Raw genomic sequence first — 22,229 nt, forward strand, 5'->3', positions numbered from 1 at the left:
CGCTTTGACGCATCATTCCGGACGTAAACGCTTCAACCGCGCCCTGGGACTGGCGGCCGCCGGCGCCCTGGCACTCGGCTCCACCTTCCTCGCGGTGCCCGCCGTCGCGGAGTCCGGTCCGCCGGCACCTGGCCCTTCGGTGCCTGCGGTGTCCACTCCCGCGCCGGGTCCTTCGGCGCCTGAGGCGCCTGCGGTGTCCCTTCCCGCGCCGGGCGGCTCTGCCCCCGCGATCAGCGACGCCGGGCTGACTGAAGCCATCCTCCGCGACCTGGATATGACCCTTGAACAGTTCAACGCCGCCGGCGCCCAAGGGAAGCGCGCGGCCGACGCCGTACCCTCCTTGCGGGGGTTGCCCGGCTTTGCCGGGATCAGCCTGAAGGACGGCCGGATTGTGGTCGAAGGCAGCGGACCGGAGCTTGCGGCCCGCGTGGCAGAGCTCAATGCTGCCGGCGCCGGAGCCGGAGCCGGAGCCGGAGGTCAGGCGGGGAGCCCGGCGGGTGCAACCGGTGAATTCGTCCTGGTGGCACCGGCATCCAGCTCCTCTGCGGCCGCCGCTACCGCCGCCACTCAAACGCCGTCCGCCCCGGAAACGCCTGCACCGCAAACGCCGTCCGCCCCGGAAACTCCTGAGCTGGCTGCGGCCAGCACCGACCAGCTGTTCAAGGACTACGTCCGCGAAGTGGGCGCCGCCGGCCTTCAGGCCGTGGCCTACGCGAACGGCAGCTTTGTGATCCGGACCGGCGGCACAAACCAGCCGGAGACCGGCAGCGCCACCCCCTCGGTAACCCCCCTCAGCCCGACCGACGGCACCCCCGAATCCCCAGCCCCCGCGGCCTCGCCGTCCGAGTTCGTGGCGCGCTACTCGAACGTGCGCCTGGAGCAGGGCGAACCGCTGGCCCCTGAAGAGGACCTTTTCGGCGGGCAGGGCTTTGTCCTCAACAACGGCATTATCTGCTCTGCCGGCTACGGCGCCTACAGTCCGGCAGGAGATCCCATAGTGCTTACCGCCGGGCACTGCACTGACGACGGAACCCTTTCAACGGCCAACGTGGAACGTCCCGAATCGCCCACGAACAACCTGCTCGGCACTTTAGGCTTCAGCCAGTTCGGCGGCCCCGGAAACTCGTGGATTACCGGCGACGAGGCCAACCCCGGAAACATCGGCACGGACATCGCGGTAATCGAGTCCCTCCGTTCCGGCCTGGATGTCCAGCCTGCTGCTTCCCGCTGGGATGCGCCCACGAACCCCGGCTCCACCGCCGTGAAAATCATCGGAACCGCCTCGCCGTCGCCCGGGCAGGCCGTCTGCCGCTCCGGACGCACCGACGGGTGGTCCTGCGGCACAGTGGACGAGGTGGGGATCTACGTCGTGGGCGGCATCACCACCGATCCCTCCGACCTCCGCGCGTTCCGCGGCTTCCTCTCCTACTCCGTCCAGTCCAGCGGCGGCGACTCCGGCGGCCCGTGGATCAGCGGGAACTTCGCCGTCGGCACGCACTCAGCAGGCGACGCCCCCGGTTCCGTGGCGAACTTCGCCGTGGCCACCACGCTCGAGGACGCCATGACCCGGCTTCCCGGCGTTCAGCTTCAGCTGTTCCTGAATAAACCCCTACTCACGGAACCGGCCGACGGCGGTGGCGTGGCGCTCGGCCAGGCCATCACCGGGCAGATCCCCGCCGCCCCGGCATCCGCCGTCGCCGCAGGTTCAACGGTCCGCATTACGGTGCCCGGACAGGCGCCCATGGAGGTGCCCGTGGACTCCGCCGGGCAGTGGCGGTTCACCGCTCCGTCCCCGGCGGGCAGGCTGCGTTTTACGGCCGAAACCGTCAACGGCTTCAGCCACTCGGGCGCGAGCTCATTCGACGTCACGGTGCTGCCGTCCGACCTGCCCGCCCCCACCATCGCCAACCCGGCGGAGGGACAAGTCCTGACGTCGCTGGAACGCATCGAGGGAACCGGAACACCAGGCGCCACGGTGAAACTCTCCGGCAGCACCACGGGGCAGGCTGTGGTGAGCCTCGACGGCACATGGACTGTCCCGGTCACCGGCAACGCCAGGTACGGCTCGTTCACTGTCACTGCTGTACAGACCGCCCGCACCATTGCTGACAGCCCCACGGCCAGCCGGACGTTTACGGTTGTCCCGCCGGCGCCTGCGCTCACCAACATCCAGGACGGCCAGCATTTCGCCCACGATGCGGTTCCCCGGCAGATCACCGGGCAGGCGCTCAACGGCGCATCCGTGACTGTCACTGTCGACGGCGCCGCACCGGCGCAGTACCCTTCCAGCGGCACCTGGAGCGCGCCGCTGCCGCCGGGGCTCTCGGCCGGGACGCATACGGTCGCAGCCAGCCAAACGGTCGACGGCGCGGCCTCGGAACCGGTGAACGTCACCTTTGTTGTTGACCCGGCCCCCCTGATTGTTCCTGCCGGCGTCGCGCCCGCGGGTGGCTCAGGCCATTTGCCGGCCACCGGTGCCGACGGGTTGCTCACGGCCGCTGGAGTGGGAGCGGGCGTGCTGCTCCTCGGCGGTGTCGCGTTGGTCCTGGCCAGGCGCCGGTCCCGCCGCTGAGGAGGGTTTTTGTCCACTTATCGCGTCCCAACGGGGCCTTATCTCGCGATAAGTGGACAAAAACTCCAAGCTACTGGAAATCGGCCAGCCAGAGGTCAGGGCCGAACACTTCGTACTGGATGTCCTTGGCCGGTACGCCTTTCGCAATAAGCCCGCTGCGGACTGACTTGAGGAACGGCAGGGGGCCGCAGAGATAGTACTCGGCATCGTCAGGCAGATCGACGGCGTTGATGTCCATAAAACCTTCAAATTCCGGTGCGCCCCCGGTCCCGCCCGTCCCGCCCGTTCCCGGGGCAGCCGGCTCGAGGAACCATGTGCTCAACGTCGCGTCGGGCAGTTTCGCGAGGTCTTCGGTGACTTGGGCCCGCAGCGGGAAAGATTCTGCTGAGTCATCCGCGTGGAGGAGCATCACTTGGCGTCGGGAACCGGACTTCACCAGATGGGAAAGCATTCCGGCCATGGGCGTGATGCCGATGCCTGCGCTGGCCAGGACCACAGGCCTGTCCGTGTATTCCAGGACCACGTCACCGAAGGGTACCGAAAGCACCACCTCGTCGCCCACCTGAACCTCGTCGTGGAGGAGGTTGGACATCTCGCCGTCGGGTGTTGGGAGTCCATGAACCCGCTTCACCGCGAACTGCCGGTGATGCCCGTCGTCGGCCCTGGTGAGGCTGTATTGCCTGGGCTGCTGCACGCCGTCATGCATGGGCATCTTGATGGTGACGTATTGGCCGGGCAGCGACGGTTTGACGTCGCGCTCGTCGGTTCGTTCCACAACGAACGTGACCACGTCGTCGGTTTCCTGGATCCGCCGGGCAACGCGCCAGGTCCGCCAGATCGTCTCGGGCGAGAGGTGCACCGCGTTGTAGAGGCCCCGCTCCTTGTTGATGAGCATATTGGCCATGAGCCAGTAGACCTCGTCCCAGGCCGCTGCGACGTCGGGTGTGACGGCGTCTCCGAGCACGTCCACAATGGACCACATCAGATGGTCATGGACAACCTGGTACTGGTCCGGGCTCAGCCCGAGTGAGACGTGCTTGTGGGCTATCCGGGAGAGCAGGTGGTCCGGCAGCTGATCGGGTTTGTCCACGAGGAATCCGGCGAACGCGGCGATGGACCCCGCCAACGCCTGCTGCTGCCGGCCATCCGCCTGGTTCCCCCGGTTGAAGAGGCCGTCCAGCAGGTCAGGACGCGCTTCGAACATGTGTTTGTAGAACCGTTTGGCAATCTCTTCGATGTGCTCGCCTACGACAGGCAGCGTTGCCTTGATGACGGGAGAAGAGGTGTCTGAGAGCATGATGGATCCCTTCCGGTGATACCGGTTTTTAAGCAGGTGTGTTCGTTGCTCAGCACACCAAACCTAGCAGGCAGGGCCCGCCCACTTATGGGCCGATCGGCACTTCATCGCACAGGAAACTGGGTGTAGCTCCCGGCTACCGCTCAGTTTTCAGCGGCCAGCTCACCGCGTGCAATGCTGTCCGAGGAGTGGCCGGGGTTGCCGTCGAACGGCTCGTTGGAGACATCCACAATGGGGTACTCGGCCAGATCGAGCCCTTCGGGAATGGCGAAGACGCCGGGTTCGCCGTCCAGCACGCCCAGGCTGACGAGCTTGGAGAGGTCCGGCGAGATCACCCAGACCTCGCGGAAGCCGCTGACCTGCCCGTCGGACAGCTGGACCACCAGTTGGCGGGATCCGTCGGGAAGCCTTTCCACGAGAGCTTTCCCGTTGGCCGTGTAGGACTCCAAAGGCTGCAGCGGCGCCTGGGCAATGGTCACGGCCTGGGATGCCGTCGGAGTGGGAGAAGGAACCGCCTCCGGGCCTTGTCCGAGGAAATTGTAGGCGGCCCACACCGCACCGGCGCCGAGCACGATGCCCGCTGCTGCGGCCATCGCTACCCAGCGGCTGGCCGCGGAACCGGGGCGCCGATCGCGGACGCGACGACGGAGGGGCGTTGGCGGCGTTGGTTGTGCCGCCGGCGTCGCCGGCGTCGCCGGAGTCGCCGTTGACGCCGCTGTCGCTGGCGTCGCCGGAGTCAACGGCGTCCCCGGAGCCGACTTTGGCTCCGGCACGGCGCCCTCCATCGTCGTCGTCGTTGAATTGCCCCAGGAGGCCTGCCGGCTCAGAGGATCCTCCGCCTGGTCGGGGGAGAGGCCCAGCGCCTGATGGATGGCCGCCCAGTTGTGCGGGCCCGGCGTCGCCAGTTCCACTTCGGCAGGGTCGATGGTGGCCGCATGGACGGTCCGTTCCAAGGCAGCCAGGGTACCGGAGCATTCACTGCAGAACGCCAGGTGGTCAGCCTCGGCCGGTGTTACGGCGGGTTCACCCAGGGCCAGGAGGCTGAGCTGCTCGTCATCAAGATGCTTCATGGCCCACCTCCAGCCGAGTCCGCATCCGTGTCAGGCTGCGCCGGATATGGCTTTTTACGGTACCGAGCGGCAATTGCAGGCGCGACGAGATCTCATCGTGCGTGAGGTCCTCGTAGAACGCCAGCTTCATGATCGCCTTCTGTGGATCGCCCAGTCGCTCCAGCTCTTCCTCCAAGGTTATGCGGTCGGCCACCGCTTCCACGTCAGCTGCCGGCGGACCTGCTGCGAGGCCGTCACCCGCCAGCTGCCCCGCCGCATGCTCCAGCTCCTGCCGGCGCATGCGGGCGGACAGCGCATCGGCAATGGCGTTGCGGGTGATCCCTACCAGCCAGGCAGGCAGGCGGGCGGCTTCGGGACGATAGCTTGTGCGTGATTTCCAGGCGCGGATAAACACGTCCTGGGTGACGTCGTCGGCGGCTGCCCGTTCCCCCAGCGATCTCAGCGCCAGGGTGTACACCAGGGGGCTCAGCCGCCGGTAGGCCTCGGCGAGTGCCGCTTCCTGGCCGCCTGCGAACGCATGATCGAGAGCAGCGTCCCAATCGTGCGGGCCGGCAGGCGTCATGTAAGGCTCCTTCGAGCGGCAGTGAGACCTGTGGAACCACATTATGCCGTGCCCGCTGACCGTCCGCCATAGGCCGCAACCCGCAGGGTCTTGACCGCCGCCGCCGCACCGGAGCAAGCTCATCTCAGGCCCTCCGGCAATCTCGGGCCCAGACGAGCCTTTGTGCCGCAGGTCCTCAGCCTTGAACCCCGACTCGAGGAGAGCCCAATGAGCACCACCTTTAATGATCTGCTCGCCAAACAGGTGGGCAATGAGTTTGCAGCATCCCAGCAGTACATCGCCATCGCCGCCTGGTTCGACGGGCAGGATCTGCCCCGGCTGGCCAAGCACTTCTACCGGCAGGCGCTGGAGGAGCGGAACCACGCCATGATGATGGTGCGTTACATCCTTGACCGCGGCATCAAGATCACGATTCCGGGAATCGAACCGGTCCGGAACGACTTCACCTCGGCGGAGGAACCGTTGGTCCTGGCCCTGGCCCAGGAAGTCGAAGTCACGGACAGCATCAAGGAACTGTTCGCCACAGCGCGTGCGGAAAACGATCCCCTGGGTGAACAGTTCATGCTCTGGTTCCTCAAGGAGCAGGTCGAAGAGGTCGCCTCGATGTCCACGCTCCTGAACGTGGCGCGCCGGGCGGACAACCTTTTCGACGTCGAAATGTTCCTTGCCCGCGAGAGGGTGGGCGACGCCGGCGGCAGAGGCGGTCATGGCGGAGGCCACGGTCACGGCGGGCACCACCATGGCGGGGGCCATGGCGGCGAAGCCCATGACTCCGCAACGCCGGAAGCGGCGGGCGGAGCGCTCTGACGCTCGGCCGGGGGAGGCACGACGGCGGGGCGCTGACACCTGCGCGGCGCCCCGGGACCCGCGCGGGTCACGCGCGGCCGGGGCAGGCACGACGGCGGGACCGCCTTTCAGGCGGCCCCGCCGTGAGCGGTAATCAGTGATGGCGCACGTCGTTCCCGGGGCCCGGCGTCAGTGGCGTCCGCACCACCGGTCGGCGGAGTCAACAACCTGGACGGCAACAGCCAGTGTCCCGTCAGCCAGGCTTCCCCAGGCGTAGACGATCGTGTTCTTGCCGGCCTCGACGGTGACGTCGGCCGGCCCGATCACCGGCGCCGTGGTTCCGGCGGCGGCAACGGACGCCGAGACGGTTCCGGCCTCAAGCTTCAGCGTCTGCTCGTCCGGATTGCTGAGTCCCTCGATCACGGCTGTCCCGCCGGCCAGGACGTCGACGGCGGGGGCCGCGGCTACGTGCCGGACCGTCAGCTTGCCCTTGTTGTCGTTCCGCGGGGCCTTCGTGTCATTGGTGAAGAGCGTGGCCGTGGGGGTGCCATCGGCGTCGAGGTGGGCCACCGCTGTGTAGTCTCCGCCGTCGTCGAGTTCAAGGTCCACCGGCCCGATCACGGGGTTGTCGGCGCTGGTGGCGTCCGCGGCGGTGATGGCCACCTCGTAGTCGCCGGCGGCGAGCTCCAGCGGGCCGGCCAGGCTGCCGGGCGTGAAGTCATCCAGGGTGAGGTTCCCGTTCACCCAGACGTCCACTGTCAGGCCGGGAACGCCGTGCAGGACCGAGAGCTTCGCGGGGGCATCGTCGTGGTGCCAGCCGCCGGCCTGAGCCGGGGTCGCGAAGGTCAGTGCAGCCAGAAGCGACAGTGCTCCGGCGGCGTAGGTTGTTTTGCGCATTTCAAACTCCTCAAAGGGACGCCCTGTGACGGGCTGGTTTGTGCTTACGCCCTTACTACCGGCGGGAGTCCCTCTTTGGATGCAAACTCATGAAATTTTTTTGGGTTCACGAGCCCAGCCGCGCCAGTTCCTCGCCCACAGCCCGCGCGAAGACTCCTCCGGGCACGTTTTCCGCGTCGAAATGGATGCCGCAGTGGAGCCGGCCGGCGTAGGAGACGGCCGCGACGCCGAGCCGGACGTTGGCAGCGAGCACGGCAACCGGCCAGATCGCGACGACCGGGGCACCCGCGAGGCGAAAGGTGCCGACCGGGCCTGGCACGTTGGTGACGAACCCTGCGACGAGATGCTGCCTTCGAGCCACGCGGTCCATGATGCGTGCGCCGATCGGGCCGCGCATGAACTCGAGCGTTCCCTGCTCCCTCGCCTGCACCTTCTCCTTCCGGGTCTGTTCCGCGATAAGCCGGACGCGTTCGTCGGGTTCGAGCTCGCCGAGCGGCAGCCGCACGAGCATGACCCCGACTTGGTTCCCCGCTGTCCCGCGGCGCTGCAGCGCGACCGGCACAGAGACGGGCAGCCGGGCCGGGATCCGCTCTCCGGCTGCGGACAGCACCGCCCGGTAGCCCAATGCCACTGCAGCGAGCAGGGCGTCATTGACGGTGGCACCGAGCGGCCGAACATGCGTCTCGAGCGCAGCGAGGTCGGCGTCCATGAACACAACCCCACGACGCGGACTACGCTCACCGAGCAACACCGTGGGACCGACCTCACGGCCGCTCAGGGTCATCCGCATGCGGCGCAGACCGAAGCCGAGCTGTCCGAGGACATGCCGTAGGTCGCGTCGCGGTGCCCGCCTCGGCGCCAGGACACGAGGCACGTGCGCCGGCGTCCCCGGCGATTCCACGGGGTCGAAGAGCTGCTGTACGATCGCTGACGCCGCCATCCCATCGGCGACAGCATGGTGGATGCGCAGCACGACCCCGATCCCACCTACGGCCGCACCCGGCACCACCAGAATCTCCCAGTAAGGACGATCCAGTCCCAGCGGCGCACTCATCAGTTCCCCGCACGCCTGCTCGAAGCCAGCGAACCCATCGACGGCCTCAACGAGCCGGATGTGGTGCTCGAGGTCGGGCGCCGCCTCAACCCAGCGGTGCCGGCGGCCCGCGGCGACAGCCATCTTCCGGAGGTGCGGCAGCGTCGCTATCCGCTCACGAAGGGAGGCGCGCAGGGCGGTCAAGTCAGGTATGCCATCGGGACCGACGAAGCCGCCCGCCGTCAGCAGACCGGCGACTACGAAAACGTTGACCTGGCCGGCGTGGTCAAGCACCAAGTTCGCCTCGTCGACCGCGGCGAGCCGGTGTGTCGCCGGGCGCATGGAAAAAGGTTAGCAGCCGGTTCTGCCAGCACGTGAGGGCCGGAAGCTATGGCGTGACGCTGCCTGAAGACGTGGAAGCAGGTCTAGCGAGTTGGGCTGTAATTTGATCCGTCCAGGTGTCGACAGCAGCCCAGTTCCGCAAGTCCCCGAATCGGCCACCAGTAAGCCGGAACAAAACCCGGAGCGGTGCTGGCATCTGGTCGGACTGGTAGACACCGGAGAAGATCTTGTGGTCCCGAAGCGGAACTTCCTGGGGCAGAAATCCTCTTAGGCGTTTCTGCTGCAGTGCCGCACCGCGCCTGCGGAACGGCTTTGGCAAGGCGTCGGCCATCCCTACGTTGAAGGCCCAGACGGGTCGTTTGGCCAGCTCGGGTGCAAGGCGGGTGAAGAACAGCGCGGCCGGGGGCAGCCACGCCTGGTTGTGGATGGCGCTACCGACTATGACAGCTTCGTAACCGGAGACAGAATCGACCTCCTCCACGGACCGGCACTCGACCGCGCCCAGTGCAACCGAAATACGTGAGGCCATGTGCTGGGCTATGTCCGCGGTGGAACCCAGCTCGCTTGCATAGGCAACAAGAACAGTCATAACGAGGCCTCCTTCCCTTCTCAGTCTCATAGAAGCTGAGCCGGTTCGAACGTGCCATTGGTCCCGACACAGGCTAGGTCCAATCGTTTCGACACGCGAACCGGCGTCGTTGTCGGCCGCGGCTCCGCGTCGCGTCAGTTTTTCCGGTCCATGAGCAGGTTGGTGATCCTGAGCGTGCACAGCCGCTGCCCCGCTTCGTTGGTGAGCAGGACCTCGTGCGTGGTCAGCGTTCCGCCCAGGTGGATGGGCGTGGCCGTGATGGTGATCTGGCCTTCCCGCGCGGACTTGTGGTGCGTGGCGGACACGTCAACCCCCACGGCGGTTTTCCCCAGCGTGCTGGCGTGGATCACGGCGGCCCACGATCCCACGGCCTCGCCCACAGCCAGCGACGCACCGCCGTGCAGCAGACCGAACGACTGCCGGTTGCCTTCCACGGGCATCGTGGCAACAACGCGCTCCACTGATTCCTCGACGATTTTCACGCCCATCTTCTCGTCGAGTTCGCCGAGCGTGATCTTCCAGAGTTCGGGGCTGGTTGTTTCGGGCTGCATGGCCACCTGTCTTTCCTTGGTCTTCTTCTAGTGTGCAGCAAGGCACATTCATGTACTGTAGACATATTACCGAACGGACGGTCAGTAATGCTCTGGCCGTGAAGATCTTGCCCCCCGTTGGAAGGACCCGTCAACGATGACCACCACAGCAACTGCTCCGAAATCCTCGCTGGACACTGTTGAGACAGTCCCCAGTTTCGTCCGGGACTCCTGGTGGACGCCCGACGCCGGTGCAACGGCTTCCGCCGTCCCCGTCCTGGACGCCAGCACGGGAGAACTCCTGGCGAAGGTGAGCACCGAGGGACTGGACCTTGCCGACGTCGTGGATTACGGACGCACCACCGGCCAGACGGAACTCGGCACGCTGACCTTCCACCAGCGCGCCCTCAAGCTGAAGGAACTGGCGCAGTACCTGAACGCGCGCCGCGAACACTTCTACGAGCTGTCCGCCCAGACCGGTGCCACCAAGATCGACTCCCTGGTGGACGTCGACGGCGGCATCGGCGTGCTCTTCACGTTCGGCTCCAAGGGCCGGCGCGAGCTGCCCAACTCCCAGGTGGTTGTGGACGGTCCCATGGAGGTCCTCTCCCGGGACGGCTCCTTCGCCGGTGAGCACATCTACACGCGGATCCCCGGGGTGGCCGTGCAGATCAACGCCTTCAACTTCCCGGTCTGGGGCATGCTGGAGAAGTTTGCGCCCGCGTTCATCGCCGGCGTTCCCACCATCGTCAAGCCCGCCACCCCCACCGGATACGTGGCGGCAGCCGTGGTCAAGGCCATGATCGAGTCCAACATCCTGCCGAAGGGGTCCCTGCAGCTCATCTCCGGCTCGGCCCGCACGCTCCTGGACCACCTCGACTACCGCGACCTCGTGGCTTTCACTGGCTCCGCATCCACGGCCAACTCGCTGAAGTCGCACCCGAACGTTGTGCAGGGCGGCATCCGCTTCACTTCCGAGACCGATTCGCTCAACGCCGCCATCCTGGGCCCGGACGCGGTCAAGGGCACGCCGGAGTTCGACGCCTTCATCAAGTCCGTGGTCACCGAGATGACCGTCAAGGCCGGCCAGAAGTGCACCTCCATCCGGCGCACCATCGTGCCCCGTGAGCTGGTGTCCGACGTCGTTGCCGCCGTGGGTGCCCGCATCGAGGAACGCGTTGTGGTGGGCGATCCCCGCGCCGAGGGCGTCACCATGGGTGCCCTGGCTTCCCTCGAGCAGTTGGCCGACGTCCGCGCCGCTGTACAGTCCATGCTCGACGCTGGCGGTGAGCTCGCCTACGGCACGCTCGATTCGCCCAAGGTGACCAAGGCTGACGGGGGAGTGGGCGTCGTCGAAAGCGGTGCCTTTATGTCCCCCGTGCTGCTCAGCTGGGCGGACGCGGAGGCCGAGGAAGTCCACTCGCTGGAGGCGTTCGGACCTGTTTCCTCGGTGATCGGCTACACCGACCTTGCCGACGCCGTCCGCCTCGCCGCCCGCGGCGGCGGCTCCCTGGTGGCCTCGGTGTGCACCAATGATCCCGCTGTGGCGCGGGAACTGGTCACAGGCATCGCCGCGCACCATGGCCGCGTGCTGATGCTCAACCGCGAGGACGCCCGCAGCTCCACCGGCCACGGCTCACCGGTGCCGCACCTGGTCCACGGCGGCCCCGGCCGTGCCGGCGGCGGCGAAGAACTGGGCGGCATCCGCTCCGTGATGCACCACATGCAGCGCACCGCCATCCAGGGCTCGCCGAACATGCTCACTGCCGTGACAGGCGTCTGGCACACGGGCGCGGACCGCAACTTCACCGTGGAGACCGAGGGGACGCATCCGTTCCGGAAGTCGCTGGAGACCCTGCACATCGGCGATGCCGTCCGGTCCGAACTGCGCCAGGTCACCCTGGAGGACATCACGGCGTTCGCCAACTCCACCGGCGACACCTTCTACGCGCACACCAACCAGGCGGCCGCCGAAGCCAACCCGTTCTTCCCGGGCATCGTGGCGCACGGCTACCTGCTGCTGGCCTGGGGTGCCGGGCTTTTCGTGGAGCCGGCCCCCGGCCCCGTCCTTGCCAACTACGGCCTGGAGAGCCTGCGCTTCATCACTCCAGTGGCAGCAGGCGACTCCATCAGGGTCACCTTGACGGCGAAGAAGATCACCCCGCGCGAGACCGACGAGTACGGCGAGGTTGCCTGGGACGCCGTGCTGACCAACCAGAACGACGAAATCGTCGCGACCTACGACGTCCTCACACTCGTGGAAAAGTAGCCCAGCCCGACCCTCTCTCACTTCCGGGGCGCTTTACCCCCGACGCTCTCTCACTAGTCGGGCCCTTCACCCCGACGCTCTCTCACCTCTGGTGGGTTTTCTCCCAACGCTCTTTCACCCCGGTGAGAGAGCGTTGGGGTTTGGGCGGCGGGATGTGAGAGAGGGTTGGGGTTTGGGCGGCGGGATGTGAGAGAGGGTTTCGTAAGATCTTTCTGCCCTGCTCCGGCGTAAAATTTTCAGCGTAGGAGGTGGCGAAATGACCCTAGTATTGAACACAGCCACAACCGTCCTGCCCGTGGATGACAAAGAGCGTGCCCGTCGTTTTTACGCGGAAACTCTTGGACTTCCCCATCGTGGCGTGGCAGACGACGGAAGCGAATTGTTTGGCAGCGGCGACGGACCCATGCTGCAGTTGATGCCCGTGACGGATGGCAGGCACTCCGAGCACACGACACTCAGTTTTGAGGTCAGGGACATCGAGCGGACCGTTGATGAAATGGAAGCCCGCGGCGTCCGGTTCCAGGATTACGATCGCCCTGATCTGAAGACTGGCGAACACCACATTTGTACTACCGATTCCGAAAAATGCGCATGGTTCATGGACACCGAGAACAATATTCTCTGCGTTCACGAAAGCCTCGGCATGCAGCAGGCCGAGTACCAGCTCTAGCGGCTGTGGCCCCGCCGGACGATCACTCCGAAGACCGAACCGGCAAGGGCGAAGAAGACGGGCGTTCCGGCTCAGCGGGACGCCTTATCTTTTGCCCGCCCCTATCCTTTGCCTGGGCCTCACGGCGAATCCGGTACCTTACGGCGAATCCGGTGGCGTCGCGGACCACGGCGTGACCGGACGCTCCTGCCTGACACCGTCCACGGTGATGTCCACGCGCTCATTGAAAAAGCTGAGCAGTCCCTGGATCTGCGCGGCGTCACGGAACCGCTGATCGTACATCCACGCGATGTTCCGCCCGCTTTCGGAGTGCGGATAGGTCCAGTAACTCGCCGTGCCCTTGTACGGGCACACCGTCTTCTTGGTGCTGGGCTCCATGAGGTCCAGCCGGACGTCCGCCGGCGGAATGTAGTAGCGCACCGGCAGCATGGTTTCGTACAGCAACTGGGCGCCGTTCGTGGTGGCCAGCGTGACGTCGTCGAGCCTTACGTCAACGGTGAGCGACGACGCCCGGATGTCCACCCGGTGGAACGGATCGCGGGGGTGGCCGATGATTTCCTCATCGTCCTCCATCCAGTCGAACGCCTTGAAATCCAGCACCACGTAGCCGGCGAAATCGGGGTCATCCGGCCGGAAAGCCGCCTGGGGGAGCCGCACCCCGGAGGTGACGACGTCGAACTCCTCGCCGGGCGTCGTGTGCCGGGAGAAGCCCGTCCGCGGATCCAGCGCCGGCGGTGCGTCCAGCATGATCTTCACGCCGTACTCGGGGGCCTGGCCCGGTTCCTGCCGCGGCGGCGAGAGTTCGGCCTGCAGATCGACTTCGGGGACGGCGTAGATGGGGGTGATGCGCTTGGGCTCCCATACCAGGAGCGCGTACAAAGTGTCGACGATCGTGTTCCCGCCCACCATGGCACGGACCCGTTTGGCGGTGGGCTGGTAGCGCAATTGGGGAAACGTGCCGAAGATGACTTCGGATAACTTCGTGGCCATGACTACAGGGTGATCGCGCCAATTCCCGCCGTCAATGACTGCCCTTTACGGCCTTGGATAGACCGTGGGGGAGGACCGCATCAGTGAGGTGCGTTGAGCCCCTTGAATGCCATAGTGATGACGTCGTCGGCCAGTTTTTCCGGGGAGAGGGAGCCTCCGGGCTTGTACCACTCGACGATTGAGTTAATGGTGCCGAACAGCAGGCGGGTGACCGTCCGGGGGTCGATGTCCTCGCGGAGGGAGCCTTCGTCGCGGGCCGCGGAGATCAGGGCCGCCACCTTGTGGTCGAAGGTGCGCCGGCGTTCCATCGCGTCCCGTTCGATGTCCGTGTTGCCGCGCAGGCGTAGCAGCAGAGTGACGAACGGAAGGCGTTCCACCAGCACGGAGATGGTCTGGCGGAGGACGAACTCCAGGCGCGCTTCTGCGCTTCCGGAGGTGGCGTCCGGCTGGTCCAGGATCGCCTCGAGGCCTCCCAGTGCGTGGTCAAGGGCGAGCTTGAGGAGGTCGCCCTTGGATGGCACGTGGTGGTAGATGGCTGACTTGGAGATGCCCAGGTTTTCGGCAAGAATGCCCATGGACGTGGCGTCGTAGCCGTGGCGGTTGAAGACCTCGACGGCGATCTGCAGCACCGACTGCTGGTCGTATCCCGGGCGGCCGCGCTTGGTGGGTGCATCTGTTGTGGACATACCGGCTATTTTCTCATGAACGTTCGGTCAACCGGCGTAACTGGTTATTAAGCGGCCGAATAAGCGGCCGAAAAACCCCTTGCCTGCGGGGTTTGCCGGTGCTAGAAATTTTGTATCAGGAACTTACCGGTGCGGGGGCCGGTTCAAACAATGGAACAGCTTCACTGACCGGGACTTCACAGACCGGGACGGGATCAGGCACATTGGGTTGCCCGGTTGACGGTTAGCCATCGGCACGTCACAGCGCTGTCGCGCATTGGCAGCAGTGCACTGAATGCCTTCCCGAAAAGATGGTCCCCGGCTGCCGTAGCCGGGGACCATCCCCATGTTCGGGCCCGGCGCCGGGGTACAGGGCCGTAAGTGTCCGCTCGCGTTGCCCACCAGGGCCGTAAGTGTCCGCTCGCGCTGCCCACCAGGGCCTCAAGTGTCCGTTCGCGCTATCCCTTCGGGCGCATGTCGTAGATCCGGCGCAGCTTGCCGCTGGAGCGCTCGAGCGAACCCGGCTCCACGATCTCCACCGTGCACGAAGAACCCACGTGGATCTTGATCTGTTCGCGCAGGGTGCGTGCCGCCGTCGTGCTGTCCGCGGAGGTGACGTTCTCGCGGCATTCGATTTTGACCGTCAGCTGGTCCATCCGCTGACCTTCGGGCCTGGTGAGCACAAGCTGGAAGTGCGGGCTGAGCTCGGGAATGCGGAGGGCGATCTCCTCGATCTGCGAGGGGAACAGGTTCACGCCGCGGAGGATGATCATGTCGTCGCTCCGGCCGGTGATGCGCCCCATCCGGCGGTGTGCGGGACGCGCGGTGCCCGGAAGCAGGCGGGTGAGGTCCTTCGTGCGGTACCGGATGATCGGCAGGGCTTCCTTGGTGAGCGAGGTGAACACCAGTTCGCCGTGCTCGCCGTCGCCCAGGACATTCTCCTTGCCGGGCGCCGGGTTGAACGGGTCGATGATCTCCGGGCGGAAGTGGTCCTCCCAGATGTGGCTACCGTCCTGGGTCTCCACGGCTTCGCCGGCCACGCCGGGTCCCATGACCTCGGACAGGCCGTAGATGTCGCAGGCCTTGATGTTCATGGTGACCTCGAGCTCGTGGCGCATCTCCTGGGTCCACGGTTCAGCCCCCAGCACGGCGTACTTGAGCGACGTGGAGGTGGGGTCGATGCCCATGTGGGCCATTGCGTCGGCGATGGTGAGCAGGTACGTGGGCGTGGCCAGGATGACGTCCGGTTCGAAGTCCTGGATCATCTGGATCTGGCGTTCGGTCTGGCCGCCGGACATCGGGATCACGGTGCAGCCCAGCGCTTCGGCGCCGGCGTGGGCGCCCAGCCCGCCGGTGAAGAGGCCGTAGCCGTAGGCGTTGTGGACCTTCATGCCCGGCCGGACGCCGGAGGCGCGGAAGCAGCGGGCCACGAGCTTGGCCCAGTCGGCGAGGTCCTTCTTGGTGTAGCCCACCACGGTAGGGCGTCCGGTGGTGCCGGAGCTGGCGTGGATCCGGGCCACCTCGTTCTGCGGCACGGCGAACATACCGAACGGGTACTCCTGGCGCAGGTCGTCTTTCGTGGTGAAGGGGAAGTTGCCCAGGTCCGCCAGTTCGCGGAGGTCCGCGGGGTGCACGCCGGCTTCGTCGAACTTGCGCTTGTACAGCGGGACGCGGTCGTAAGCGTAGGCGACGGTGTGCTGGAGCCGGGTGAGCTGCAGGGCCTCCAGTTCGTCGCGGGACATGGTTTCTTCGGGGTCCAGTACGGCGCCGGTGGCGGAGGCTGGTTCGGTGGCGTGGAGGGTCATCTGGGTTCCCTGTTTCTATTTCTTGGAGATGGTGCGGCTGCGGCCGCGGAACTCGGCGATGAGCTCGCCCGGTGTTTCGGTCTCGGCAGCGTCCGCGGGGGAGCCTGCGCTGGTGCTTGCGGCGGCATGTGCGGGGGAACCCGCTTTGGTGCCTGCGGTGGTGCCTGCGGCGTGCGGGTCTGCGGCGTAGATCTGGATGTCGTACAGGCCGCTGCGGCCCGAATGGGCGCGGCGATTGGCGACGGCGGTGATCACCTGGCCCTTGAAGGCCGGCTTGAGGAAGTTGATGTCGACGCCGGCGGCCACGGTGATGGTGTCGGTCTCGGTCCCCGCTGCGCCGGGTGGCGGGCCGGCGGGGTTGCAGGCCAAAGCGAAGGCGGTGTCCCCGAAGGCGAAGATCATTCCGCCGTGGGCCATGCCGAAGCCGTTGAGCATTTCCTGCCGGAGGGTCATGCGGATGGTGGCATGACCGTCGTCCAGCTTGAGGACTTCGATGCCCATCCATTCGGAGGCGTAGTCGTCCTTCAGGATTTGGTGGGTCGCCCCGGGAATGGTTAGTTCAGCCATGCGTCATTGCCTCCAGCTTTATTTACCGAATGTTCATTAGGTAATCCCATTCTGGGGCATCCTGTCAAGAGCCGGGGCCCGGATCGCACCCGGCGCCAACAAGTGAAAGTATGGGGAGACGGAGCACCACCACGTCACAACCTAAGGGCGGATCATGGCCAAGGGGATATACGTCAGCGCGACCACACCGGGATCCGGGAAGTCGCTCATAGCGCTGGGTCTGGCGGACACGCTGCACCGGCATGCGGACCGAATCGGCTTCTTCAAACCGGTGGTCCACGGCAGCGACGCCACGGCGGATCCCATGGTGGCCCTGATGAAGGCCCGGTTCGACCTGGACGACGAGCGCTGCCGAGGTGGACTGACATTTGCGGAGGTCCGCGGCCTGCTGGCGGAGGGAAACCGGGCGGAGATCGATGCCCGCTGCGTGGAGATCTTCGCCGAAATGTCACGCCACTGCGATGTTGTGATCGTGGAGGGGACGGACCTCACCGGCCAGGATGCCGCCGTCGAATTCGACCTCAACGCGCGCCTCGCGAACAACCTGGCCGCCCCCATCGTGGCCGTGGTGGGCGCCAAGGGGCTGAGCGTCGCGGAAGCGGCAGACGCCGTCGAGGTTGCCCGCAAGGAGCTGGCGGCGGAACGCTGCAGCCTGCTGGCCATCATGGTGAACCGCGCCGATCCCGAGGACGTGGACGGCATCGCCGCCGCCGTGAAGCCGGGCGCCTCGGGCCGGCCCGTGTATGTCTTCCCGGAGCTGGAGGACATCGCCCGGCCCACCACCGGCGAGGTCGCCACGGCCCTCGGGATCCGGCAGGTGGCCGGCCGGCAGGACATGGAACGCGACGTCCACTCCATCAAAGTGGCGGCCATGAACGTGGCCAACTTCCTGCACGTGCTCGACGACGGCGCGCTGGTGATCGTCCCGGGTGACCGTGCGGATGTGATGGTCGCATGCCTCGCGTCGTCGTTCTCTCCGGAGTTCCCGGTGCCGTCGGCACTGATCCTCACCGGCGGCCTGGCCCCGGACCCCAACATCTACTCGCTGCTGGCGCAGGCGCCGTTCCCGGTGTTCGCGGCCCCGGACGATACCTACACCACGGCCAAGCGGGTCTCCGAGGTCCGCAGTGAAATCTGGTCCGGGCACCGGCGCAAGGTCGCTTCGGCCGTGGGGCTGTGGGCACGGTGCGTGGATGAGGCCGAGCTGGTGGAACGCCTGCACCTGCCGAGGCTGGAGCGGATGACGCCGCTGCGGTTCCTGCACGACCTTATTGAGCGCGCCCGGCTGCAGCGCCGGCACATCGTGCTGCCCGAGGGGAACGACGTCCGGATCCTGCGGGCCGCCGAAATCCTGCACCGGCGGGACGTCTGCGACCTCACCATCCTGGGCAACGAATCGGACGTCCGCGAGCTGGCCTCCACCCAGGGCATCGACATTTCCGGGATGAACATCGTGGACCCGGCCACGTCGGAGCTGCGCCAGCAGTTTGCCGAGAAGTACGCGGAGCTTCGCTCGCACAAGGGCGTGGACCTCGCCCGCGCGCTGGAGGTCATGCTGGACGGCAGCTACTTCGGGACAATGATGGTGCAGCTGGGCGTGGTGGACGGCATGGTGTCCGGTGCCGCGCACACCACCGCCCACACCATCCGCCCGGCGCTGGAGTTCGTAAAGACGCGCGACGGCGTGAAGATCGTTTCCTCGGTGTTCCTGATGCTGATGCCGGATCGGGTGCTGGTGTACGGCGACTGCGCGGTCAACCCGGACCCGAATGCCGAGCAGCTGGCGGACATTGCGCTGGCCTCGGCCGAGACTGCCGCGCAGTTCGGCGTGGATCCGCGCGTGGCCATGCTCTCCTACTCCACCGGCGGTTCCGGCTCCGGCCAGGCGGTGGACAAGGTCCGGCAGGCCACCGAAGTGGTGAAGACGCGCCGCCCGGACCTCGCCGTCGAAGGCCCCATCCAGTACGACGCCGCCGTGGACGCCGCCATCGCACAGTCCAAGATGCCGGGCTCGTCCGTCGCCGGGCAGGCCACGGTGTTCGTCTTCCCGGACCTGAACACGGGCAACAACACCTACAAGGCGGTGCAGCAGTCCTCAGGTGCTGTCGCCGTCGGGCCTGTGCTGCAGGGGCTCCGCAAGCCGGTGAACGACCTGTCCCGCGGCTGCACCGTGGAGGACATCGTGAACACGGTGGCCATCACGGCCGTCCAGGCGCAGTCCGTAGAGCCCGCCGCCGAGCCGGCACCCGCGGCCGCACACGCGTAGCCGCTGCGCCTGCGGCACCGGCACCGGTGCGGGAGCCGCTGCGGCGGCACCGGCGCGGCGCCTGCGGTACCGGGGGCGGTCAGCTGTTCTCCGGCTCGGCAGGGCTGTCGGGATCTTCCTGCTTGGCCGGCTCATCAGACAGGCCTTCCGGCGTGAGGTCCAGGTCTTCCGGATTCTCGGGCGGTTCGGGAGCCTCGCCCACCTCGGCGGCCTTGACGTTGCCGGTGTCATCCAGGGCTGGGTTCGCGCCTTCGACGCCGGTGGGATCCGGCTTCTTGGTCCCGGCAGTTCCGGACGTGGTATCCGGCGACGTGGTGCCCGGCTCCCCGCCGGCCGGCTGGGTGTTCTCTGGCTGAGTGGTGTCGTTCGGCACGGAAGTCCCTCTCTCTGCGTTGGTGCAACGTGTCCGCCGACTCTAGGCGCCGGCCGCAGCATTCGCAATGACGCTACGATCGAACTTCCACCGACCACCGCAGCAGCCAAGGCTTAGGAGGCCCAGTGCTCGTCCTCGTCATCAACTCCGGTTCGTCCTCGCTCAAGTTCCAGGTGCGCGATGTGGAATCCCACAGCGTCCTCACGGAGGGGCTGATCGAAAAGATCGGAATGGGCAACGGCGGTGGAGGTGACGGCGAGATCGAGGGCCCGCGCGATCACGCCGAGGCGCTGGAACAGGTGGACGCCGCCATCCACGAGGTGCTGGGTGACCGGAAGCTGGACGCCGTCGGCCACCGGGTGGTGCATGGCGGTGAGCGCTTCGGCGAGCCCGTGCTGATCGACAATGAGATCACCCGCGCCATCGAGCGGCTCAACCCGTTGGCCCCGCTGCACAACCCCGCGAACGTGCTGGGCATCCGTGCCATCGCCAAGAAGTGGCCGGACATGCCGCAGGTTGCCGTGTTCGATACCGCCTTCCACCGCACCCTGCCGGAGCACGCGTGGCGCTACGCCGTGCCGGATTCGCTCTACACCAACCACGGAATCCGCCGCTACGGCTTCCACGGCACCTCGCACGAGTACGTGGCCCACCAGGCTGCCGCGCTGCTGGATCTGCCGGTGGAAGAGTTCGACGGCGTGATCGCCCACCTGGGGAACGGCGCCTCAGTCACGGCCATCCGCGGCGGAAAATCGGTGGACACGTCCATGGGCTTCACGCCGCTGGAGGGTCTGGTGATGGGCACACGCTCGGGCGACCTGGACCCGTCCATCCTGGTGTTCCTCAGCCGGGCCGGCTGGTCCACGGAGGACATCGACTCCCTGCTCAACCGCGAATCCGGGCTAAAAGGACTCGCCGGGAACAACGACATGCGCAGCGTCGTGGAGGCTTCCGAAGCCGGCGACGCCCGGGCGGCCACGGCGCTCGCCGTCGCGTCTTACCGGCTGGCCAAGTACATCGGCGGGTACCACGTGGCCGTCGGCGGTGCCAAGGCCCTGGTTTTCACTGCCGGCATCGGCGAAAACTCCCACCAGTTCCGCACTTTGGTGGGGGAGAAGCTGGGGGCGCTGGGCATAGAGCTCGACGCCGGCCTGAACAGTGAGCGGTCCAAGGAACCGCGCGTGATTTCCACCGCGGAGTCGCTCATCCCGGTCCTGGTGGTGCCCACCGACGAGGAGCGCGCCATCGCGGAGGCAACTGCCGCCGTCGTCGATTCACAGGGTGCTTCGGACTAAGCTGGACATACGCGCACAACGCGTGATGGTTTCACCGGACGGGCCTTCCGACTGGGCCTGCCGGGCGACTGGCCGGAGGATGGTCCATGGCGAAGAAGCTCCCCCTGGATGAGCTCTCCAGCGCGATCGGCAGGATCCGCCGCCTGCTCCTGACCGAGGAAAAAGTCGACGCCGCCGTCGAACAACTGGCGCGGGCCATCAAGGACTCCGTTCCCGGCACCATCGGAGCCGGGGTGTCCATTCTGGATTCACGGGGCCGCCGGACCAGCTACGGGGCCACCGACCGGGTGGTGGAGCAGGCGGATGCGCTGCAGTATGAACTCGGCGAGGGCCCGTGCCTGACGGCCTGGGCCGCCGAGGAGCCAATCCTGGTTGACGACGTCCGCACCGATGAGCGCTGGCCGCGATGGAGCGCGGCCGTCGAGCAGTTGCCCATCAGATCGGTGGTAAGCGCGCCGCTCGTCGCGGACAAGGAAAGCCTCGGCGCGCTGAAGGTCTATGCCGCGCTTCCCTCCGTCTACTCCCCAGCCGCACCTCGCCTACTGGAGCTGTTCGCCGCCCCGGCAGCGACTCTGCTCGCCCACATTCAAAGCAGTGAGCTGCCGCTGCAGATCAGTGCAAACCTTCAGGCGGCCCTGGAAAAGAGGGACCTGGTCAACCGTGCCTGCGGGATCCTGATGCAGCGGCACGGGATTGGGCAAGAGCGGGCCATGTCGAAGCTGATGGACCAGGCACGCCGGAGCCGCACGACACTCGCCCAGGCCGGCAGCGACCTCATCGCCGGAATGCCGGCCGACCAAGGCTAAGGGCGCGCACCATGGGCTTCGACCCCAATGAACCCGAGCAGCGGCGAAAGCTCCGGGACGCGCTGAAAGCCGCGGACATCACACGCGGGGAACTCTGGCTGAACTACTTCAGCATCGGCGGCAGCGTGGGCGAATACGAGGTCGAAGCATATCTGCAGGGCCTGCTTTCCCTCCCGCCCATCCAGCGGGACCTGCTCGCCATGGCTGCCAATGAGCTCATCGAGGCCCTTCCCCGTCTCTATGCGCCGTTCTCGGATGACCCCGACCTCACCGAACCCGGCCTCGCCGGACCTAACCTCGCCGGACCCGGCCGCGGTCGGGACACGGGCGACGACGATCGCGAGACCTACAGCCGCGGTCAGGACACCGATCAGGACACCCACAGCCGTCCCGGCCCTGACGATTACACCGATCCGCCCGCGGACAAGTAACTGGCCTGTGCCGCGACAGGGCGTTTGGCGGGCCAACGGGCCGTTTGGCTGGCGGCCTATTCCTCGGCTGTTTCCCGGTCCTGCCGGGTCCTCCTGCGAACCAAGTCAAGTATGGCCAGCAGCCCGGCGAGGGGAGACAGGACCGCGGCGCCATAAACGAAAAGCAGCCAGACCAGTGTTGCCAACGGCGGCTGGCTTTTGCTGAGCAGTGACAGGCCGCCCAGCATCGCGGCGACCCAGAAGATCAGCACTGCCGCCAACACGGCGGCAGCGGGAAAGTACTGGTTTCGGATTATTTTCATCACGGGCTTCACACGCGCCTCACCTTCCAAATGCAACCTCTCCATTGTGGGATCAGCCTGCCTGGGAGCTGTAGGGCCGGAATACCGTAGCGCACGCAACGTATTACGCTCG

General features: G+C 66.6%; 21 protein-coding genes. 8 read left to right on the top strand and 13 right to left on the bottom strand.

The window, feature by feature from the left end; all coding sequences use genetic code 11:
* Positions 1–4 precede the first annotated feature (4 nt).
* Positions 5–2,572, top strand: a complete 2,568-nt coding sequence (locus J2805_RS03580; protein ID WP_309969328.1) for a trypsin-like serine protease — start codon at positions 5–7, stop codon at positions 2,570–2,572.
* Positions 2,573–2,642: 70 nt separating this feature from the next.
* Here J2805_RS03580 and J2805_RS03585 read toward each other — a convergent pair whose 3' ends face one another.
* The 3 genes from J2805_RS03585 to J2805_RS03595 all read right to left on the bottom strand — a co-directional run bounded on the left by J2805_RS03585 (position 2,643) and on the right by J2805_RS03595 (position 5,501).
* Positions 2,643–3,869: a globin domain-containing protein gene (locus J2805_RS03585; protein ID WP_309969331.1), complete on the bottom strand. Its 1,227-nt coding sequence runs from the start codon at positions 3,867–3,869 to the stop codon at positions 2,643–2,645.
* 143 nt (positions 3,870–4,012) lie between these two features.
* On the bottom strand, positions 4,013–4,939 hold the full coding sequence (locus J2805_RS03590) for an anti-sigma factor (protein ID WP_309969334.1): 927 nt from the start codon (positions 4,937–4,939) through the stop codon (positions 4,013–4,015).
* Complete coding sequence (locus J2805_RS03595) at positions 4,926–5,501, bottom strand: RNA polymerase sigma factor (RefSeq protein ID WP_309969338.1); 576 nt, start codon at positions 5,499–5,501, stop codon at positions 4,926–4,928. The genes J2805_RS03590 and J2805_RS03595 overlap by 14 nt, the downstream gene beginning before the upstream one ends.
* Positions 5,502–5,708: 207 nt before the next feature.
* Here J2805_RS03595 and J2805_RS03600 point away from each other — a divergent pair, with 207 nt between their 5' ends.
* A complete protein-coding gene (locus J2805_RS03600; RefSeq protein WP_309969343.1) occupies positions 5,709–6,308 on the top strand; it encodes a ferritin in 600 nt (199 codons plus the stop codon).
* Positions 6,309–6,476: 168 nt separating this feature from the next.
* Here J2805_RS03600 and J2805_RS03605 read toward each other — a convergent pair whose 3' ends face one another.
* The 4 genes from J2805_RS03605 to J2805_RS03620 all read right to left on the bottom strand — a co-directional run bounded on the left by J2805_RS03605 (position 6,477) and on the right by J2805_RS03620 (position 9,699).
* Entirely contained in the window at positions 6,477–7,184 is a 708-nt protein-coding gene (locus J2805_RS03605; protein ID WP_309969346.1) for a DUF4397 domain-containing protein, read from the bottom strand.
* Between the two features lie 106 nt (positions 7,185–7,290).
* Entirely contained in the window at positions 7,291–8,511 is a 1,221-nt protein-coding gene (locus tag J2805_RS03610; RefSeq protein ID WP_309970537.1) for a wax ester/triacylglycerol synthase domain-containing protein, read from the bottom strand.
* A gap of 94 nt (positions 8,512–8,605) precedes the next feature.
* Positions 8,606–9,148: a flavodoxin domain-containing protein gene (locus tag J2805_RS03615; protein ID WP_309969349.1), complete on the bottom strand. Its 543-nt coding sequence runs from the start codon at positions 9,146–9,148 to the stop codon at positions 8,606–8,608.
* 134 nt (positions 9,149–9,282) lie between these two features.
* A complete protein-coding gene (locus J2805_RS03620; RefSeq protein WP_309970539.1) occupies positions 9,283–9,699 on the bottom strand; it encodes a PaaI family thioesterase in 417 nt (138 codons plus the stop codon).
* Positions 9,700–9,835: 136 nt separating this feature from the next.
* Here J2805_RS03620 and paaZ point away from each other — a divergent pair, with 136 nt between their 5' ends.
* Positions 9,836–11,947, top strand: coding sequence for a phenylacetic acid degradation bifunctional protein PaaZ (gene paaZ / locus J2805_RS03625; RefSeq protein ID WP_309969352.1), 2,112 nt, complete (start codon positions 9,836–9,838; stop codon positions 11,945–11,947).
* A 256-nt stretch (positions 11,948–12,203) separates the two neighbouring features.
* Complete coding sequence (locus tag J2805_RS03630; protein ID WP_309969355.1) at positions 12,204–12,617, top strand: VOC family protein; 414 nt, start codon at positions 12,204–12,206, stop codon at positions 12,615–12,617.
* Positions 12,618–12,755: 138 nt separating this feature from the next.
* Here J2805_RS03630 and J2805_RS03635 read toward each other — a convergent pair whose 3' ends face one another.
* From J2805_RS03635 to J2805_RS03650, 4 genes are all read right to left on the bottom strand, one after another.
* Entirely contained in the window at positions 12,756–13,607 is an 852-nt protein-coding gene (locus tag J2805_RS03635) for a DUF427 domain-containing protein (protein WP_309969358.1), read from the bottom strand.
* Between the two features lie 80 nt (positions 13,608–13,687).
* A complete protein-coding gene (locus J2805_RS03640; RefSeq protein ID WP_309969362.1) occupies positions 13,688–14,293 on the bottom strand; it encodes a TetR/AcrR family transcriptional regulator in 606 nt (201 codons plus the stop codon).
* Positions 14,294–14,730: 437 nt separating this feature from the next.
* On the bottom strand, positions 14,731–16,077 hold the full coding sequence (gene paaK / locus J2805_RS03645) for a phenylacetate--CoA ligase PaaK (RefSeq protein WP_309969364.1): 1,347 nt from the start codon (positions 16,075–16,077) through the stop codon (positions 14,731–14,733).
* A gap of 15 nt (positions 16,078–16,092) precedes the next feature.
* The gene (locus tag J2805_RS03650; protein ID WP_309969368.1) at positions 16,093–16,644 is read right to left on the bottom strand and encodes a hotdog fold thioesterase; all 552 of its coding nucleotides are present in this window, start codon (positions 16,642–16,644) and stop codon (positions 16,093–16,095) included.
* A gap of 154 nt (positions 16,645–16,798) precedes the next feature.
* Between J2805_RS03650 and pta the strand changes: the two genes are divergently transcribed.
* Positions 16,799–18,910, top strand: coding sequence for a phosphate acetyltransferase (gene pta, locus J2805_RS03655; RefSeq protein ID WP_309969371.1), 2,112 nt, complete (start codon positions 16,799–16,801; stop codon positions 18,908–18,910).
* A 79-nt stretch (positions 18,911–18,989) separates the two neighbouring features.
* Here the strand turns inward: pta and J2805_RS03660 are convergent, their stop codons facing one another.
* Complete coding sequence (locus J2805_RS03660) at positions 18,990–19,283, bottom strand: hypothetical protein (protein WP_309969374.1); 294 nt, start codon at positions 19,281–19,283, stop codon at positions 18,990–18,992.
* A gap of 125 nt (positions 19,284–19,408) precedes the next feature.
* On the opposite strand from J2805_RS03660, the gene J2805_RS03665 reads away from it, so the two are divergent.
* The 3 genes from J2805_RS03665 to J2805_RS03675 all read left to right on the top strand — a co-directional run bounded on the left by J2805_RS03665 (position 19,409) and on the right by J2805_RS03675 (position 21,815).
* Positions 19,409–20,578, top strand: a complete 1,170-nt coding sequence (locus tag J2805_RS03665) for an acetate kinase (RefSeq protein WP_309969377.1) — start codon at positions 19,409–19,411, stop codon at positions 20,576–20,578.
* Positions 20,579–20,664: 86 nt separating this feature from the next.
* Positions 20,665–21,384 carry a GAF and ANTAR domain-containing protein gene (locus J2805_RS03670; protein ID WP_309969380.1) on the top strand — a complete coding sequence of 240 codons (720 nt, stop codon included), beginning with the start codon at positions 20,665–20,667 and terminating at the stop codon, positions 21,382–21,384.
* A gap of 11 nt (positions 21,385–21,395) precedes the next feature.
* On the top strand, positions 21,396–21,815 hold the full coding sequence (locus J2805_RS03675; RefSeq protein WP_309969383.1) for a hypothetical protein: 420 nt from the start codon (positions 21,396–21,398) through the stop codon (positions 21,813–21,815).
* A 56-nt stretch (positions 21,816–21,871) separates the two neighbouring features.
* Here J2805_RS03675 and J2805_RS03680 read toward each other — a convergent pair whose 3' ends face one another.
* Entirely contained in the window at positions 21,872–22,117 is a 246-nt protein-coding gene (locus J2805_RS03680) for a hypothetical protein (protein ID WP_309969386.1), read from the bottom strand.
* Between the last annotated feature and the right edge of the window lie 112 nt (positions 22,118–22,229).

It is taken from the genome of Arthrobacter oryzae, assembly GCF_031454875.1.
Taxonomy (GTDB): Bacteria; Actinomycetota; Actinomycetes; order Actinomycetales; family Micrococcaceae; genus Arthrobacter; species Arthrobacter oryzae_D.

Bases quoted from the DNA above. Each gene is read 5' to 3' on its own strand.
- pta (WP_309969371.1), top strand. From the start codon at position 16,799: ATGGCCAAGGGGATATACGTCAGCGCGACCACACCGGGATCCGGGAAG.
- J2805_RS03675 (WP_309969383.1), top strand. From the start codon at position 21,396: ATGGGCTTCGACCCCAATGAACCCGAGCAGCGGCGAAAGCTCCGGGAC.
- J2805_RS03640 (WP_309969362.1), bottom strand. From the start codon at position 14,293: ATGTCCACAACAGATGCACCCACCAAGCGCGGCCGCCCGGGATACGAC.
- J2805_RS03615 (WP_309969349.1), bottom strand. From the start codon at position 9,148: ATGACTGTTCTTGTTGCCTATGCAAGCGAGCTGGGTTCCACCGCGGAC.
- J2805_RS03595 (WP_309969338.1), bottom strand. From the start codon at position 5,501: ATGACGCCTGCCGGCCCGCACGATTGGGACGCTGCTCTCGATCATGCG.
- J2805_RS03630 (WP_309969355.1), top strand. From the start codon at position 12,204: ATGACCCTAGTATTGAACACAGCCACAACCGTCCTGCCCGTGGATGAC.
- J2805_RS03635 (WP_309969358.1), bottom strand. From the start codon at position 13,607: ATGGCCACGAAGTTATCCGAAGTCATCTTCGGCACGTTTCCCCAATTG.
- J2805_RS03670 (WP_309969380.1), top strand. From the start codon at position 20,665: ATGGCGAAGAAGCTCCCCCTGGATGAGCTCTCCAGCGCGATCGGCAGG.
- J2805_RS03680 (WP_309969386.1), bottom strand. From the start codon at position 22,117: ATGAAAATAATCCGAAACCAGTACTTTCCCGCTGCCGCCGTGTTGGCG.
- J2805_RS03590 (WP_309969334.1), bottom strand. From the start codon at position 4,939: ATGAAGCATCTTGATGACGAGCAGCTCAGCCTCCTGGCCCTGGGTGAA.
- J2805_RS03585 (WP_309969331.1), bottom strand. From the start codon at position 3,869: ATGCTCTCAGACACCTCTTCTCCCGTCATCAAGGCAACGCTGCCTGTC.
- J2805_RS03650 (WP_309969368.1), bottom strand. From the start codon at position 16,644: ATGGCTGAACTAACCATTCCCGGGGCGACCCACCAAATCCTGAAGGAC.
- J2805_RS03620 (WP_309970539.1), bottom strand. From the start codon at position 9,699: ATGCAGCCCGAAACAACCAGCCCCGAACTCTGGAAGATCACGCTCGGC.
- paaZ (WP_309969352.1), top strand. From the start codon at position 9,836: ATGACCACCACAGCAACTGCTCCGAAATCCTCGCTGGACACTGTTGAG.
- paaK (WP_309969364.1), bottom strand. From the start codon at position 16,077: ATGACCCTCCACGCCACCGAACCAGCCTCCGCCACCGGCGCCGTACTG.
- J2805_RS03605 (WP_309969346.1), bottom strand. From the start codon at position 7,184: ATGCGCAAAACAACCTACGCCGCCGGAGCACTGTCGCTTCTGGCTGCA.
- J2805_RS03600 (WP_309969343.1), top strand. From the start codon at position 5,709: ATGAGCACCACCTTTAATGATCTGCTCGCCAAACAGGTGGGCAATGAG.